This is a genomic window from Pseudomonas sp. BF-R-19, from assembly GCF_019956445.1.
GTDB classification, from domain to species: Bacteria; Pseudomonadota; Gammaproteobacteria; order Pseudomonadales; family Pseudomonadaceae; genus Aquipseudomonas; species Aquipseudomonas fluorescens_BH.
On the sequence record NZ_JAHBDN010000104.1, the window covers coordinates 1 to 15,069 of the forward strand.

Annotated in this window: 15 protein-coding genes and 2 pseudogenes; 15 read left to right on the plus strand and 2 right to left on the minus strand. The window is 62.1% G+C overall.

Annotated features, from left to right (window positions below; all coding sequences use genetic code 11):
- Positions 1–304: 304 nt before the first annotated feature.
- Together KGB28_RS28680 and gspG are read right to left on the minus strand one after the other, a co-directional pair.
- A complete protein-coding gene (locus KGB28_RS28680; protein WP_223448893.1) occupies positions 305–1,492 on the minus strand; it encodes a type II secretion system F family protein in 1,188 nt (395 codons plus the stop codon).
- A gap of 14 nt (positions 1,493–1,506) precedes the next feature.
- On the minus strand, positions 1,507–1,941 hold the full coding sequence (gspG, locus tag KGB28_RS28685; RefSeq protein WP_223448894.1) for a type II secretion system major pseudopilin GspG: 435 nt from the start codon (positions 1,939–1,941) through the stop codon (positions 1,507–1,509).
- Positions 1,942–2,136: 195 nt separating this feature from the next.
- Here gspG and KGB28_RS28690 point away from each other — a divergent pair, with 195 nt between their 5' ends.
- The 15 genes and pseudogenes from KGB28_RS28690 to KGB28_RS28760 all read left to right on the plus strand — a co-directional run bounded on the left by KGB28_RS28690 (position 2,137) and on the right by KGB28_RS28760 (position 14,173).
- A complete protein-coding gene (locus KGB28_RS28690; protein ID WP_223448895.1) occupies positions 2,137–2,745 on the plus strand; it encodes a lytic transglycosylase domain-containing protein in 609 nt (202 codons plus the stop codon).
- Positions 2,746–3,058: 313 nt separating this feature from the next.
- A pseudogene (locus KGB28_RS28695) lies at positions 3,059–3,304 on the plus strand (hypothetical protein); the annotation flags it as partial.
- A 27-nt stretch (positions 3,305–3,331) separates the two neighbouring features.
- A complete protein-coding gene (locus KGB28_RS28700) occupies positions 3,332–3,988 on the plus strand; it encodes an SCO family protein (RefSeq protein ID WP_223448896.1) in 657 nt (218 codons plus the stop codon).
- Between the two features lie 50 nt (positions 3,989–4,038).
- Positions 4,039–4,344 (plus strand): annotated as a pseudogene (locus KGB28_RS28705) (hypothetical protein); the annotation flags it as partial.
- 9 nt (positions 4,345–4,353) lie between these two features.
- Entirely contained in the window at positions 4,354–5,904 is a 1,551-nt protein-coding gene (locus tag KGB28_RS28710; protein ID WP_223448897.1) for an ABC transporter substrate-binding protein, read from the plus strand.
- A 368-nt stretch (positions 5,905–6,272) separates the two neighbouring features.
- Positions 6,273–6,806 (plus strand): response regulator, encoded by a 534-nt coding sequence (locus KGB28_RS28715; protein WP_223448898.1) that lies wholly within the window; start codon positions 6,273–6,275, stop codon positions 6,804–6,806.
- 84 nt (positions 6,807–6,890) lie between these two features.
- The gene (locus tag KGB28_RS28720) at positions 6,891–8,597 is read left to right on the plus strand and encodes a GspE/PulE family protein (RefSeq protein ID WP_223448899.1); all 1,707 of its coding nucleotides are present in this window, start codon (positions 6,891–6,893) and stop codon (positions 8,595–8,597) included.
- Positions 8,578–9,381: a hypothetical protein gene (locus KGB28_RS28725; protein WP_223448900.1), complete on the plus strand. Its 804-nt coding sequence runs from the start codon at positions 8,578–8,580 to the stop codon at positions 9,379–9,381. The genes KGB28_RS28720 and KGB28_RS28725 overlap by 20 nt, the downstream gene beginning before the upstream one ends.
- Before the next feature lies 1 nt (position 9,382).
- The gene (locus KGB28_RS28730; RefSeq protein ID WP_223448901.1) at positions 9,383–9,928 is read left to right on the plus strand and encodes a PilN domain-containing protein; all 546 of its coding nucleotides are present in this window, start codon (positions 9,383–9,385) and stop codon (positions 9,926–9,928) included.
- On the plus strand, positions 9,915–10,463 hold the full coding sequence (locus KGB28_RS28735; RefSeq protein ID WP_223448902.1) for a type II secretion system protein M: 549 nt from the start codon (positions 9,915–9,917) through the stop codon (positions 10,461–10,463). Before KGB28_RS28730 ends, KGB28_RS28735 begins: the two co-directional genes overlap by 14 nt.
- Entirely contained in the window at positions 10,463–10,981 is a 519-nt protein-coding gene (locus KGB28_RS28740) for a hypothetical protein (protein WP_223448903.1), read from the plus strand. Before KGB28_RS28735 ends, KGB28_RS28740 begins: the two co-directional genes overlap by 1 nt.
- Positions 10,978–12,804 (plus strand): secretin N-terminal domain-containing protein, encoded by a 1,827-nt coding sequence (locus KGB28_RS28745; protein ID WP_223448904.1) that lies wholly within the window; start codon positions 10,978–10,980, stop codon positions 12,802–12,804. Before KGB28_RS28740 ends, KGB28_RS28745 begins: the two co-directional genes overlap by 4 nt.
- 2 nt (positions 12,805–12,806) lie before the next feature.
- Positions 12,807–13,280 carry a type II secretion system protein gene (locus tag KGB28_RS28750; RefSeq protein WP_150724258.1) on the plus strand — a complete coding sequence of 158 codons (474 nt, stop codon included), beginning with the start codon at positions 12,807–12,809 and terminating at the stop codon, positions 13,278–13,280.
- A gap of 4 nt (positions 13,281–13,284) precedes the next feature.
- Positions 13,285–13,659 carry a type II secretion system protein gene (locus tag KGB28_RS28755; protein WP_150759549.1) on the plus strand — a complete coding sequence of 125 codons (375 nt, stop codon included), beginning with the start codon at positions 13,285–13,287 and terminating at the stop codon, positions 13,657–13,659.
- Positions 13,634–14,173 carry a type II secretion system protein gene (locus KGB28_RS28760; protein ID WP_223448905.1) on the plus strand — a complete coding sequence of 180 codons (540 nt, stop codon included), beginning with the start codon at positions 13,634–13,636 and terminating at the stop codon, positions 14,171–14,173. Before KGB28_RS28755 ends, KGB28_RS28760 begins: the two co-directional genes overlap by 26 nt.
- The last annotated feature ends 896 nt before the right edge of the window (positions 14,174–15,069 follow it).

Here is a 15,069-nt window from a genome sequence, read left to right on the forward strand (position 1 = left end):
CCACCACCGCTGCCGCCGCCACCGCCACTACCCCCATCCTTGGCCTGAGCACTGGAAACTCCGGACAGGCTGTCCGGAATCAATACGGTAGACGCCGACAAAACCGCGCCAATAGCTACTGCCAGTAAAAGCTTATTGATGAGCATGTCGTTCTCCGTCTTTTAATTCAGATTGGAACGTAGATGAACATTGCAATGCGCTGCTTTTTTTCCCGTGGGAACTCAATGAACAGTTCAACGCACCGATTTATTCGGCGGGAACAATGAAAAAGAATGCAACGTTCAGCCAGGCCGGTACCAAAGGGTCAGTGAATGCTCGAGGCCAGTTCGAAAATCGGGATGTACATCAGGATCACGATCACCCCGATCAACAGGCCGATGAAGGTCATGAGCAAGGGTTCGAACAGCCGCACGAACCATTCGATCCAGCGGCTGATTTCTTCGTCGTAGAAGTCGGCGCTGCGTTCCATCATCTGCCCGAGGTTGCCGGACTGTTCGCCGGCGCGCAGCAGGCGCAGGGACACGGGGGTTACCAGGTGATTGAGTTCCAGCGCGGCAGACAGTGATTGCCCCTCGCGCACCCGCTCGCAGGCCTGGTCCAGGCGCGCGCGGGAGGCGACGGTGAGCAAGCCTCGGACCATGCCCATGGCGGTGACCAGGGGAATGCCGCCTTGCAGCAGAATCCCCAGCGAACGGTAGAAGCGCGCCAGTTCATACATGAAGATGCGCTGGTGCACCGCGGGGAGTTTTTCGATCAGGCGGTCCAGCCCCCGACGAAACGCCGGTTGGCGCTGGAGCAGGGTGAGGGCGACGATGATGGCCAGCAAGCCACCGAAGAATTCGCCCTGATGGGCGTGCAGGAACATGCCGCTGCTCATCAGGATCTGCGACATCCATGGCAGGTTCGACCCCAGCCCTTCAAACACCAGGCTGAAGCGCGGTACGACATACCCCATCAGAAACAACACCACGCCACCGCCCACCACCAGCAACAACAAGGGGTAGATCGAAGCGCTGATGATCTTCTGGCGCACCTCGTCCATGCGCTGGCGATAGCTGACATAGCGGCCCAGGGCGTCGCCCACGGCGCCGGTCTTCTCGCTGGACTGCACCAGCGCCACGTACAGCGGCGGGAAAACCGCCGACAGCTGGCTCAGGGCCTGGGAAAACGATTTGCCTTCGTAAAGCAGGCGCACCAGTTCACTCAAGGTTTTGCGGGCCTGTGGCGCGGTTTCCTTTTCCGCCAGGCTTTCCAGCGCATCGATCAACGGCAGACCGGCGTTGAGCAGAGTGGTCAGTTCCTGGCTGAACAACACCAGGTTGAACGTCTCGCGCTTGTGCAGGCGCAACGCGCGCCAATTTCGCTCGGCGTGCAGGCTGACCACCCGCAGGCCCTGGTCTTCGGCGATGCGCCTGGCTTCGCTGTGCCCCGGCGCCTCGACGGTCATCGAGACGACACCGGCCTTGCCGACGGCCTTGAGATGAAAGCGCATGGTCGCCATTCCCGTCAGTTCCAGTTGGTGACTTCGGCGTTCTCGCCTTCGCCACCGGGCTGCCCGTCCTTGCCCATGGACAACAGGTCGTACTCGCTGTTTTCACCGGGATAGCGATAGGCGTAGTTGCGGCCCCAGGGGTCTTGCGGGAGTTTTTTCTGCAGGTACGGGCCGGTCCAGCGCGGTTCGTCGGCGGGGGCGCTGACCAGCGCCTGCAAGCCTTGTTCGGTCGATGGGTAATGGCCGACCTCCAGGCGGTAAAGGTCCAGGGCTTTGCTCAAGCCTTCTATCTGCGCCTTGGCCACTTTCACTTCGGAACGGCCCAGTTGGGCGAAATACTTCGGCGCCACGATGCCGGCCAACAACCCCAGTACCACCAGCACCACCAACAGTTCGAGCAAGGTGAACCCGCTTTGGGTTCGCCGGGCATAACACAGTCGCTGATTCATGATGATCTCCCTCAGTCGACAGCAGAGTCGCTATACAAGCGCATGCAATTGCCATGCTCATGACTGGACATCCTTTTGCACCCCCTGTGCTACGGGCCTTTTCACTTACGGCACAGTGCTTGCGTATGGCTGTTTTACTACCGGCCATTGGGGCAATAGCCCCATTTTTCGGGGCCGGGCAGGGGAGGCGTACCAATGAAAGCCATCAACGCAGGATTGCTCGGATTACTCGCGCTCGCTGGCGCCGCACAGGCCGATGTATTCGTTTCCGTGGACGCGAAGGGCAACTATGTCCTGTCCAATGTCCACCGCCCCGGACGCCACTATGAACGGGTGATTCGTGAGCCTGATGCAGCGGTGGTCAGCCGCGATCAGCAACCGCAGATGATCGCCGCGCAACCCTACGCCGAGCTGGTTTCGGCGGCAGCCAGGGCCAACGAACTACCGGCGGCCCTGCTGCATGCAGTGATCAAGACCGAATCGCGCTACAACGCCCGCGCCACTTCACCCAAAGGCGCTCGCGGGCTGATGCAGTTGATGCCCGCCACCGCCCGCGAAATGGGTGTGACCAATGCCTACGACCCGAAAGCCAACATCCAGGGCGGCGCCCGCTATCTCAAGCGCCTGATGACGATGTTCGACAACGATATCCGCCTCGCCGTGGCCGCCTACAACGCCGGCCCGCAAGCGGTGCTCAGCCGGGGCAATGTAGTCCCGCCGTTCGCCGAAACCCAACGTTACGTGCCTAACGTGCTGAACCACTATCGGCGTTTACAGGGGTTGTCCGCGGATGCGCCGCTGTGATCGAAACCCCGGGGGAATTTTCCCCAATAGTGGGGAATGGTGGCCCCGACGAAAAAGTGGGGGGATTGGGTGGGGAATATCCCCCGACCGATCAAGTCGTAATTATAACAAGCTGATTAACAACGTATTTTTTTGTGGCATGCGGATTGCTCCGGTCGATTTGTCGAGAAGTGTTCCCCGATAACCCGTAGCGAGGCCCGAGTCCATGATCGGCATATCCCACCCTTCGTTCCTGATCAATTTGCTGTTGTTGGTGACATCGATGCTCGGCATCGAGATTGCCGGCTAGCAGATTCTGAAGGGGAGTTTTGACATGGACAGGACCATCACAGTCGCTGGCAGTGCGGTGATTCTCGGGATGGCCTTGATCGGGTTCGGGGTATGGCGGACCGCGCCCCCGACTGCACTCGACGAAGTCGCTTTGCCCGACACCTGGAGCGAGCAGACGCTGGAGCGTGACGAGGTTTCGGTGGCCCTTGCCGACGTGCAATTTCGTTTGACGGACAAAGCCTCGGGCCAGCCCTTGTCTGGCGTCGCGCCGGGTGTTCGGGCCGAACCCGGCGATACCCACTAAGAGGAAACTGACATGAACCGATTCGCGCATCGCGCACTGCTGACGTTCTGCCTGTTGGCCTTCGGTATCAGCCTGGCGCTGGCTCACTCGGCGGACGAGCACACCGGGCACGACATGGCGGCCAGCACCGCCAGCCCGGAGACCGCCCGGATCAGGTTTGCCGACGTGGCCCTGCTGGACCAGGACGGCAAGGTCGTCAGTCTGGAAAAGGACCTGGTGAGCAACAAGATCGTGGTCATGGGCTTCATCTACACCAGTTGCACCACGGTCTGCCCGGTGGTGTCCTCGATCATGGGCAAGGTGCAGAAACAATTGGGCGCGCGGGTCGGCACCGAGGTGCAACTGGTGTCGATCAGCATCGACCCGCAGCGTGATGATCCCCAACGCCTGAACGACTACGCCCGCACCTTCCAGAAGGGGCCGGGCTGGAGCTGGCTGACCGGTTCGCCGCAGTCGGTCGAAGCCACCCTCAAGGGCCTGGGCGCCTACAGCGGTGGCTTCGAGAACCACTCGCCGCTGATTCTGGTGGGGGACGGCAACAACCGTTTCTGGACCCGCTACTACGGTCTCACCGAACCGACGGATCTGGCCCGGGCCGTCGAGAAGCTCAGGGGTGAACGCAACGCCCACGCCAAGCACACCGCCATCGCCATGGAGCATCAGCCATGAGCGCGATCGACAGGAAAACCTGCTTCCCCGACACACCCTTGCAGGGCCAGAACGGCAGCACCTTTATCTCCCTTACCAGTGATCCGCTGCGCAACACTGCGGCGGTACTCAAGGCTTGCACCTTGAAACAGGGCATCGATGGGCCCCACTGGTTTTTTCTTACCGACGACAAGGTGCAAATGGACCTTGTATGGGGTCGCATCGGCCAGATCGTGCCGAATCCCGGGCAACACTCCAGCTTGTTGATCGTCGGTGACGCGGCGAACAGGCGCTGGAGCAAAATCCGTCCCGCCACCCCGGCCGCCGCCATTGCCCAGCGCTTGCAGTTGCTGGCAATGCCGGTGGCCGGTCGCTGAGCCACGGCCATGAATACTGCCCTCGTCCTTGGCCTGCTGCTCTTCGGCAGCATCGCGCTCACCGCCCAGGCACTGCCGCTGAGCCTCAGCGAAAGTGCCGGAAAACGGTTGTACCACGAAGGCGTGTCGGCCAACGGCGAACCGGTCATGGTCCGGGTCGGCGCAGCGGGCATGCTGCTGCCGGCCACCCGCCTGCCGTGCGCCAGTTGTCATGGCGAAGATGGCCTCGGGCGCGCGGAAGGCGAGGTGCGACCGCCGGACCTGCGCTGGTCGCGACTGGCCAGCAGCCATGGCCAGCAACGCATCAACGGCCGCAGTTATCCGGCCTACAGCGAAATCACCCTGGCGCGGGCGGTGCAGGAGGGGCGCGACCCGGGCAACAATCGGCTCGATCCGACGATGCCACGGTTCGTGTTGTCGATGATCGATCAACGTAACCTCACGGCGTACCTCAAGCACCTGGCCGAAGACCGCGTTCCGGGACTGGCCCCCGACAGTCTGCACCTGGGCACGTTGTTGCCGGGTTCCGGACCCTTGGGCGAGGAGGGCATCACGGTGGCGGCGGTGCTCAACGGCTGCGTGGCGCGTATCAACGAGGCCGGCGGAATTCATGGCCGGCAGTTGCGCCTGACCATCCTCGACCCCGGCGCCGACCGCGTCAGTGCCGAAAAGGCGCTGGACCGGTTAATCGATGAAGAGCAGGTGTTTGCCCTGATCGCACCGATGGCGCCGGCATTGGACGTGAGCTTCGCCGTGCGTCTGGAACAGGCCGGCATTCCCCTGATCGGGCCGTTGTCCCTGCAGGGCACGCCCCACACCAGCCCGCAGATATTCGAACCGCTGCCGGGCCTTCGCGAGCAATTGATCGCCCTGGCCGACTACGCCAGGGCCAGCCTGCGGGTACTTCAGGGGCCGACGCTGATCGCCTACCCGGACGAACCCGGCCAACGGCTGGCGGCGCAGGAGCTCAGCCAGTACTTGCAGCGACACGCCTGGCAAAAGGTGCGCCTGCAAGCCTACGACCCGGCCGGGGATGATTTTCCCTTGGGGTCGCGCTCGGTGTTCTACCTGGGCAGCAGCAGCGGCTTCAGTCGTCTGGCCGAGCGCTTGCAAACGGCGGGGCAGGTGCCTTACCTGTTCGCCGTCTCGAACCAGGTGGCGGGCAATCTGACGCAGATGCCCAGCGGATTTTCCCGGCGGGTGTTCCTGGCCTATCCGTTCGTGCCCAGCGACTGGACCCTGGCCGGGCGCCTGGCCTTGACCCAGCTGCGCGAACATCAGGGCCTCGGCGGCCAGCACGCGGTGCTGCAAGTGGGCGCGTTCAGTTCGATGATGCTGCTCAGCGAAGGCATGAAGCAGGCCGGACGCAATGCCAGTCGCGAGAAGCTGGTCAGTGCCCTGGAAGGCCTGCGTGACTTCGATACCGGGTTGACGCCGCTGATCAGCTTTGGTCCGGGCCGGCGCCTGGGCTTGAGCGGTGCCCATATCGTCACGGTGGATCTGCCGGGCCAGCGTTTCTACCTGGTTGCCCCCTATAAACCCATTGCTGCCACGCCTTGACCGGAGGCTGATCATGAAACTCGATACCACTCGGTGCAGTCGCTTCCACTGTCGAAACCGCAGGGCTACGCTTAACCGGGATGAGGGCGTCGGTGCCATTGCGCTCGCGCAATCGAATCGAATCGAACGGATTGACGATCAATAGGGGGTTTCCCCAACAGTGGGGGGAATATTCAATGCCAGTCCGGTCGCTTTCCCCGTTTTTGGGGGATGGAATTGCGCTACGAAAAGGCATTGTTTTTTAAATTCAAGGACATGAAGTCCTAAAATTACCGGCGCCGAGCCTGGCATGAAGTGTGCGTTAGTCCAGTCAGGGCGCGCACTCCGTCAGGTTCAAAACCCGGACCTGCGGTTTCAAGGAGTCCACCTTGTTGAATAAAGTACTGGTTGTTGATGACGAACAGTTGCTGGCGGAGAACCTCCAGGGTTACCTGCAGGCGCAAGCACTGGAAGTCCGGATTGCCCACGACGGTGCGCAAGGAATCGTTGAAGCTGACGATTTCGCGCCCGATGTGATGGTGTTCGATTACCGCTTGCCCGATATGGAAGGCTTTCAGGTGCTCGATGCCGTCCGCCAGAACAGGAAGTGTCATTTCGTGCTGATCACAGGGCATCCCACTGCAGAAGTTTGCGAGCGGGCCCGGCAACTGGGCGTCAGCCATATCCTGTTCAAACCGTTTCCATTGGCGGAACTGGCCCGTGCCGTGCTTGATCTTCTGGGCAGGCAACGCGAACCCAAAGCAGGGGTGGGCACTTGCGAAGGCTTTGTCGAACGACGCCAGAGCAGGACCGAGAGTTTCCCGCTGCAGTTGTACGACGGTAGTTGGGTGCTGGCAGATCGCCGAAAAAGTACATCGGCCTCCATGGCGCCAGACGACGAACAATTGCTCACCGGGGAGTAGTGGCGCGACAAGACGTTCCGGCCCCCGCCGAAATGGCTCGCCGCGCCGACAGGGCCCAAAGCCCCGGGCGTTGGAGAGCAAGCCATGGACCGTCTATCCCTTGCCGTAGAACCGGCGCAACCGGAATGTGCACCGACTCGTTTCAGCAGTGAACAACTGGCCCAGGCCCGAGCCCTGGCCACCAGTTCCGGCGAGCGGATGCTGGACGCTCTGGGGGGACTGTGCGAACTGGCTCCCATGCCTTTCATTCAATGCCTCGGTGTAACCCTGCACTACCCGGTGCTCGACACCGACAGCCTGTTCAATTCCACGCCGGTATTCGACCGGGTGACCCTGGCCCAATGCCTCAAGCGCGAATTCATTCTGCTGCGTCATAACGATGCGGTCATCGGTGTGTTCGCCGACCCCTTCGACAGTGCACGCCTGGCCTGGATCGATGAATGCCTGCAAGGCGCGCCGCTGTACCTGGTGCATGCCGATGACCTGAAGGCCTACCTGGCGCGTCACGAAGAAAGCTTCCATGCGGTGGAGTCGCTCAACGCCCAGAGCGACGCCGGCGCCGAGATCGATAACCTGCAAAGCCTGTCCCTGACCAGCATCAGCGAAGACTCCAGCGTCGTGGTCAAACTGGTCAACTCGACCCTGTACGACGCGCTGAAAATGCACGCCAGCGACATCCACCTCGGCACCACGGGCAGCGGCCTGGTGATCAAGTACCGGATCGACGGTGTGCTTAACAACATCAGCAAGATCCAGGGCAACGAATTCGCCGAGCAAGTGATTTCCCGGGTCAAGGTCATGGCCGAACTGGACATCGGCGAAAAACGCGTGCCTCAGGATGGCCGCTTCAAGATCGGCATCAGCGGCCGGCAGATCGACTTCCGGGTGTCGATCATGCCGAGCATTTTTGGCGAAGACGCGGTGCTGCGGGTACTCGACAAACAGGACCTGGCGGACAAGGTCTGTGGCGTGCAACTGCAGGCCCTGGGCTTTGAAGAAGAAACCCTGCGCCAGCTGCGCCGGCTGGCCGCCGAACCCTACGGCATGGTGCTGGTGACCGGGCCGACCGGTAGCGGCAAGACCACCACCCTGTACGCGATGATCACCGAGATCAATCATGGCGTGGACAAGATCATCACCATTGAAGACCCGGTGGAGTATCAACTGCCGGGCGTGCTGCAGATCCCCGTCAACGAGAAGAAAGGCCTGACCTTCGCCCGGGGCCTGCGCTCGATCCTGCGCCATGACCCGGACAAGATCATGGTCGGGGAAATCCGCGACCCGGACACCGCACAGATCGCCGTGCAATCGGCGCTCACCGGTCACCTGGTGTTCACCACCATTCACGCCAACAACGTGTTCGACGTGATCGGCCGATTCACCCAGATGGAAATCGATCCTTACAGCCTGGTCTCGGCACTCAATGCGGTGCTGGCCCAGCGTTTGATCCGCCTGGTCTGCACCAGCTGCAGCAGCCCTTACAGCCCGACAGCAGAAGAACTGGAGGTCTCGGGGCTGGATCCGCAAAAGGTCGCTCACTACCAGTTCGTCCACGGCAAGGGCTGCGGGCATTGCCGGGGCACCGGTTATCGCGGGCGTAGCGCGATTGCCGAGTTGCTGCACCTGGACGACGAATTGCGGCAGATGATCGTCGAGCGCCAGCCCATTTCGAAAATCAAGGCGCACGCCTGCAAACGTGGCTTGCGCCTGTTGCGCGAGTCGGCGCTGGAGATGGTGGAACAGGGCCGGACGACGCTCGAGGAGATCAATCGTGTCACTTTTATCTCGTGAGCAATTTGTCGCCGTGCTCGGCGCCAGCGGTGTTGGCCTGGGGCAACGGCAAGGCGCCGCAACCCGTTGGCTGGGCAGCGTCGGCTACATCGACGAAGGCTTCCAGGCCTGGACGGTGGCCCTCGACACCCTCGACCGGTTGCTCGCCGAACACAGCGTCGCCAGGGCGGAACTGACCGTGGTGATCTCCGGGCACTTCAGCCGCTATTGCCTGGTGCCCTGGAGTGAGCAGATCAGCAGCCCGGCCGAATTGCTCGGCTTCGCCCAACTGTGTTTCGAAGACCTCTACGGTGCCCCGACGCAGCCCTGGAGCCTGGTGCTCTCGGCCGAGCCCGCCGGTTACGACCGCATCGCTACCGCGCTGCCTCAGGACTTGCTCGAACGCCTGCGCGCCCTGGTCAGCGCTCGCGGTTTGCGCCTGCGTTCGGTGCAGCCGTACCTGATGGCGGCGTTCAATCATTTCGATAAAAGCTTTGAGGCCGGGGACTTCCTGTTCGTCGTCGCCGAACCGGTGCGCAGCGTGTTGCTGCTGGCCCGGGAAGGGCGCTGGACCTCGGTGCGCTCGGTGGGCTGCAGCGACAGCGATGCCGCGCTGACCGCGCTGATCGGTCGTGAAAACCAGTTGCAGGCGTCCACCAGCGAACGGCCGTTGAATGTCTACCTGCATGCACCGGCGCGCATCGATTCGCACCCTGACGTGCCCGGTGTGCATCTGCGCACCCTCGAAGAAGACCGGACAGCCGTACGCGATTGCCTGTACCTCATGTCTCGGGCGGTGGCCTGACATGCGCCCCCTGATGCTCGACTTTCAGCCGCGCCGCCGTGCAGGTCCTCTGGGCTGGAGCCTGCTGGCCGGGGGCGTGGTGCTGACGCTGACTTGCCTGCTGGTGCAACAGCATTTGAGCAACGAGGCCGAACAACAGCAAGGCCACCTGCAAACCACACAGCGGGTGCTCACCGGCGATACCGGCAGCAAGCTCAGCCTGACCCCGGCGCAAATCCGCGAGCAGGCGCAGAACCTGGCGGAAATGCGCAAGGTCTCCCAGCAGTTGCGCCGCCCCTGGGAGCGCTTGTTCGCCACCCTCGAAGCCATGCCGCGGGACAACATTGCCCTGCTGACCCTGACCCCGGACGCCCGCAAAGGCCAGGTGCGGATCAGCGCCGAGGCACAGGACCTGGAGGCCATGCTCGATTTCCACCGCCGCCTCGAAGCCAGCGACGAGCTGTCCGACGTGTCGCTGCTGAGCCACGAAATTGTCGCCAACGTGCCGGAACACCCGGTGCAGTTCAACCTGTCGGCCACCTGGGAGATCGGCGATGCAAATCCATAAATTGATCGTCCACGAATACCTGCAAGGCCTGGGCGTTCCGGGGCTGGCAGGGATGGCCATGCTGGTGCTGGCGCTGAGCTATGGCCTGGTCGGGTTGCTGCCGGACTGGGAGTCGCTGCAAAGCCTCAGCCAGCAGACTCGCGAAGCCACCGAGTACCTGGCCAAGGTCGAAGACGGCAGCGTGGCCGCACCGGTGGTGCCGCAGCGCCAGCTCGACGATTTCCGCAGCAAGTTGCCGTCCCAGCCCCAGGCCACCGTGGCCATCGACAAGATCTATGCCCTGGCCGCCCAGGAACGCATCACCTTGTCCCGGGGTGAGTACTCCCTGGGCGTGGACCCCAAGACGCACCTGGCCCGTTATCAGATTCTGCTGCCGGTACGAGGCAGCTATCCGCAACTGCGGCGTTTCCTGCACGCCTTGCTCGGCCAGTTGCCGGCGGTGGTGCTCGAGGATGTGGAGCTTTCGCGCAAGAATATCGCCGATACCGACCTGACCGGGCGGATCCGCATGACCCTTTACCTGTCGAGGTCATGATGAATACCAAGCGCGTGGTGGGTTGGGTGGCGTTCTTCGGTGTAGCGGCAGCGCTCGCCTGGCTCCCCGAATACTTCAAACAGGCCGACGACAGCGACCTTGCGGTGGCCACCGTGGCTACGCCAGCCAAGGGCAAGACCCCTGGCGCATCGACGGCTGCATCGAGCGCCGCTGCGCTGGCGCCGATCAAGGACCTGAGCCCGGCAGGCGATCTGTTCGCCGCCCGCAGCTGGAAAGCGGCGCCGGCCCTCGGCACCGTCACTGAACAACCGGTAGTCGTTACTCCGGTGGTGCAAGTCCCCACTGCGCCACCGTTGCCCTTCCAGTTTGTCGGCAGGCTGCATGACCGTTCCGATCTGCAGGTGTTCTTGCAGAGCGGCGAAAAAATATACGTCGTACGCAAAGGGGATGTCATCGACGAAACCTGGCGGATCGAGCGGATTTCCGATAAGGAACTGCGCCTGGTCTACCTGCCTCTGCATTTGGCGCAGACCTTGTCTGTGGGGAGTACGGAATGAACAAATCCCGTTTGCTGATGAGTCTGTGTCTTTGCGCAGGGCTGGCCGCGTGCAGTTCGGCGCAGGTTGCCAGGGATGAAGCTTCGGCCCTGATCGAGTCGGGCCAGTACGAAGCCGGTCTGGCGCGCATCGAAGAGGGGTTGCGTGAAAATCCTCGCGATACCGAACTGCACATGGCTCTCAACAACGGACGGGCCCTCGCCGTGAAGGCGCTGCTGGCGCAGGCCGACATGGACCGCACCCAGCGTAATTTCGCCGGGGCCCGCATGACTTACAGCCGGGTCTTGAAAATCGAACCGAACAATCGTCGTGCCCAGGATTCCCTGCGCCAGCTCGACTACCTGCGCAGCATGGACGAGAAACTCGAACTGGCCCGTGGCGACCTGCGTCGCGGTGACATCTACGGTGCCGACCGCCAGGTCAGACAGATTCTCGAACTGGACCCGAAGAACGAAGGCGCCCTGGAACTGCAAGGCAGCATCCGCCTGGTGCAGAGCCGCAACGTGGTGCAGTACCCGCAACTGCGCACGCGCCTGGACCGGCCGGTGACCCTGGAATTTCGCGATGCCAACCTCAAGACCATTTTCGAAGTGCTGTCCCAGGTCGCCGGCCTGAACTTCATCTTTGACAAGGACCTGCGCCCGGACATGAAAGCCACGATCTTCGTACGTGACGTGCGTATCGAAGACGCCGTGGAGCTGCTGCTGCAACAGAACCAGCTGCATCAGAAAGTGGTGAATGAAAACACCGTGCTGATCTACCCGGACTCGCCGCAGAAGATCAAGGATTACCAGGAACTGGTGATGCGCACCTTCTACCTGACCAGCATCGATGCCAACACGGCGCTGAACATGATCAAGACCATGCTCAAGACCCGCGACGTGTTTGTCGATGAGCGCCTCAACACCCTGACCATGCGCGATACCGGTGACGCGGTGCGCATGGCGGAAAAACTCCTGCAATCGCAGGATCAGTCCAACCCGGAAGTGGTGCTGGAAGTGGAAGTGATGGAAGTCGCCCGTCAACGCATTCTCGACCTTGGCCTGCAATGGCCCAACACCTTCGGCGTGGTCAACAGCGACGGCTCGGCAGTGACCCTTCTTGATCAACTCAAAGGCATCGACTCCAGCCGGATTACCATCTCGCCATCGCCCCAGGCCAAGATCAATGCCCAGGACAAGGACATCAATACCCTGGCCAGCCCCGTGATTCGGGTCAGCAACCGCGAACAGGCGCGCATCCACATCGGTCAGCGCGTGCCGATCATCAGCGCCACCTCGGTGCCTTCGACCCAGGGCCCGGTGATCACCGAAAGCGTGACCTACCTCGATGTCGGTCTGAAGCTCGAAGTGCAGCCCATCGTGCACCTGAACAACGAAGTGGCGATCAAGATCGCGCTGGAAGTCAGTAACGCCACGCCGCTGACGCCGACCGCTCAGGGCACCATTCCGGTCCAGGTCGATACCCGCAACGCCCAGACCACCTTGCGTCTGCATGACGGCGAAACCCAGATCCTCGCAGGGCTCGTGCGCAACGACCACGGCGCCACCGGCAACAAGATTCCCGGCCTTGGCGACATTCCCGGCCTGGGTCGCCTGTTCGGCAGCAACAGGGACGATGTCATCAAATCCGAACTGGTGCTGTCGATCACCCCGCGGATCGTGCGCAACCTGCCGTACCAGAGCCCGTCGGACATGGAATTCCCGACCGGTACCGAAACCAGCATGCACATCCAGGCACCGGACCGTTCGATGAGCACCACGGTTCAGGCCAACCCCATGAGCGCCCCGATCGCCACCACCGTTACCGTTGGGAAGCCTTGATCATGAACACCTCGCAACGCGGTTTTACCCTGGTCGAAGTGGTGGTGACGCTCGCCCTGGTCGGCCTGCTGGCCGGCATGGCCGCACCGCTGACCGAGACCGTGGTGCGCCGGGGCAAGGAGCAGGACCTGCGGACCGCGTTGTACCAGATCCGCGATGCCATCGACGCCTACAAACACGCCGTTGACGCCGGCTACATCGAAAAGTCGCTCGACAGCAGCGGCTACCCGCCGAACCTGCAAGTACTGGTCGAGGGTGTGCGTGACACGCGCAGCCCCAAGGGCGCCAAGTTCTACTTCCTGCGGCGCATCCCCCGTGACCCGCTGGCAGTCGTCAAGCGTGACGACGAGGGCGGCTGGGGCCTGCGTTCCTATGACAGTTCGGCTGAGAACCCGCGGGAGGGCCAGGACGTCTTTGACGTTTACTCCAAGGCCCGCGGCAAGGGTCTCAATGGCATCACCTACCGAGAGTGGTGAGCATATGCGTCGGCAAAAGGGTTTTACCCTGATTGAACTGATGGTGGTCATGGCAATCATCGCGACCCTGATGACGATCGCCTTACCACGCTACTTCAGCAGCCTGGAGGCCTCCAGGGAGACCACCTTGCACCAGAGCCTGTCGTCCATGCGCGAGGCACTGGATCACTATTACGGGGACACCGGACGATATCCCGATTCCATCGAACAGCTGGTCGAACTGCGCTATTTGCGTAACCAGCCGCTGGACCCGATTTCCGAGCGCAAGGACACCTGGGTCATAGTCGCGCCACCGGATGGCGTGGCGGGCGGGGTGGCCGATATCAAGAGTGGGGCCAGCGGGAGGGCGCGAGATGGCAGCCTGTATTCCGAGTGGTAGACCTTCGAACCAGGGTGGCTTTACCTACCTGGGTGTGTTGTTTCTGGTCGTCGTGATAGGCATGGGCCTGGCCAGTGCCGGCGAGTTGTGGGCCACCGCTGCGCGCCGCGATCGCGAAAACCAGTTGCTCTGGGTCGGTACGCAATATGCCCAGGCGTTGCGCAGCTATTACCGCAGTTCGCCCGGTATGGCCCAGTACCCGAAAGAACTCGCGGACCTGGTGCAGGACGAGCGTTTTCCGTCGGCCAGGCACCATCTGCGGCAGTTGTACCCGGAGCCGATGACGGGTGGCGAATGGGAGCTGATGCGTGATTTCGACGGGCGGATCAGTGGTGTGTACTGCCCGTCCGAGCAGAAGCCGCTCAAGCAAGAGAACTTTCCCAGCGAGTGGGCGGACTTCAAAGGTATGGCCAGCTACAAGGATTGGCAGTTCGTGGCCGAGAAAGTTGTCCTCGATGGCACCGAGGGATTGCCGAAAGAACAGTCCGCCGCGCCCCAGGCATTGCAGCCTTGAACTTCGGGAGCGGGTTTGACAGCCAATACATTTCTGCCAGATGTACCCGGTCCAATTGTGGGAGCGGGCTTGCTCCGGGCGGCGTTCCGACGAAGGCGGCCTGACAGTCGACCTGTCTTTTGTTGACTGAGTACATATCTGTTTTTTTGGTAACGGCCACTTATGGTTTCGCCCTTACGGCGAGTCACTTTTTTTACAAGCGCCTAAAAAAAGTAACCCAAAAAACGCTCGCCCCGAACGTACGGCCCCTCGCTAAGGCTCGGGGTTCCTTCGCTCCGGCATTCATCCGGGGGCATCGCCTCCGGTCGGCTTCGCTCGACCTCCTCTCGATGTGTTCGGCTGCGCCGAACGGCGCTGCGCGCCTGCCCCCGGATGAACGCCTCCACTCAGCCTGCCGAGGGGGCGGGTGGATCAAGATCAAGAGCTGCAGGCGAGCTAACGCTCGGCCTGTTGAGTGGTGAAGAGCGTGGGTGTACGCCGCTTTGCCTCTGCTTTTCTGTGGGAGCGGGCTTGCTCGCGAAGGCGGCCTGACAGCCGACCAATTTCTTTCGAATGTACCCAGCCCAACTGTAGGAGCGAGCTTGCTCGCGATGACGACCTGCCAGCAGACTCAATGCTCACAGGCGAACGAACCCCGCGATCAGGCCGGCCGGTCGGCCGCCTCGCTTTTGCTTTGGCTTTTGATCTTGATCTTCTTGCCCCCTCGAGAGGCCGAGTGGAGGTTCTGCGCAGTGGGCAACCCGGCATGGATGCCGGGTTAGCCGCCGCTGGCCATGGATGGCCGATGGCGGCGGGCCCACGGAGCAGGACCGGAGCGAGGGCATGCCGAGCCTTGGCGAGGCACCGAACGTAAGGGGCAAAGCGCTTTGGTTACTTTCGCGCTTTTCGAAAGTGAC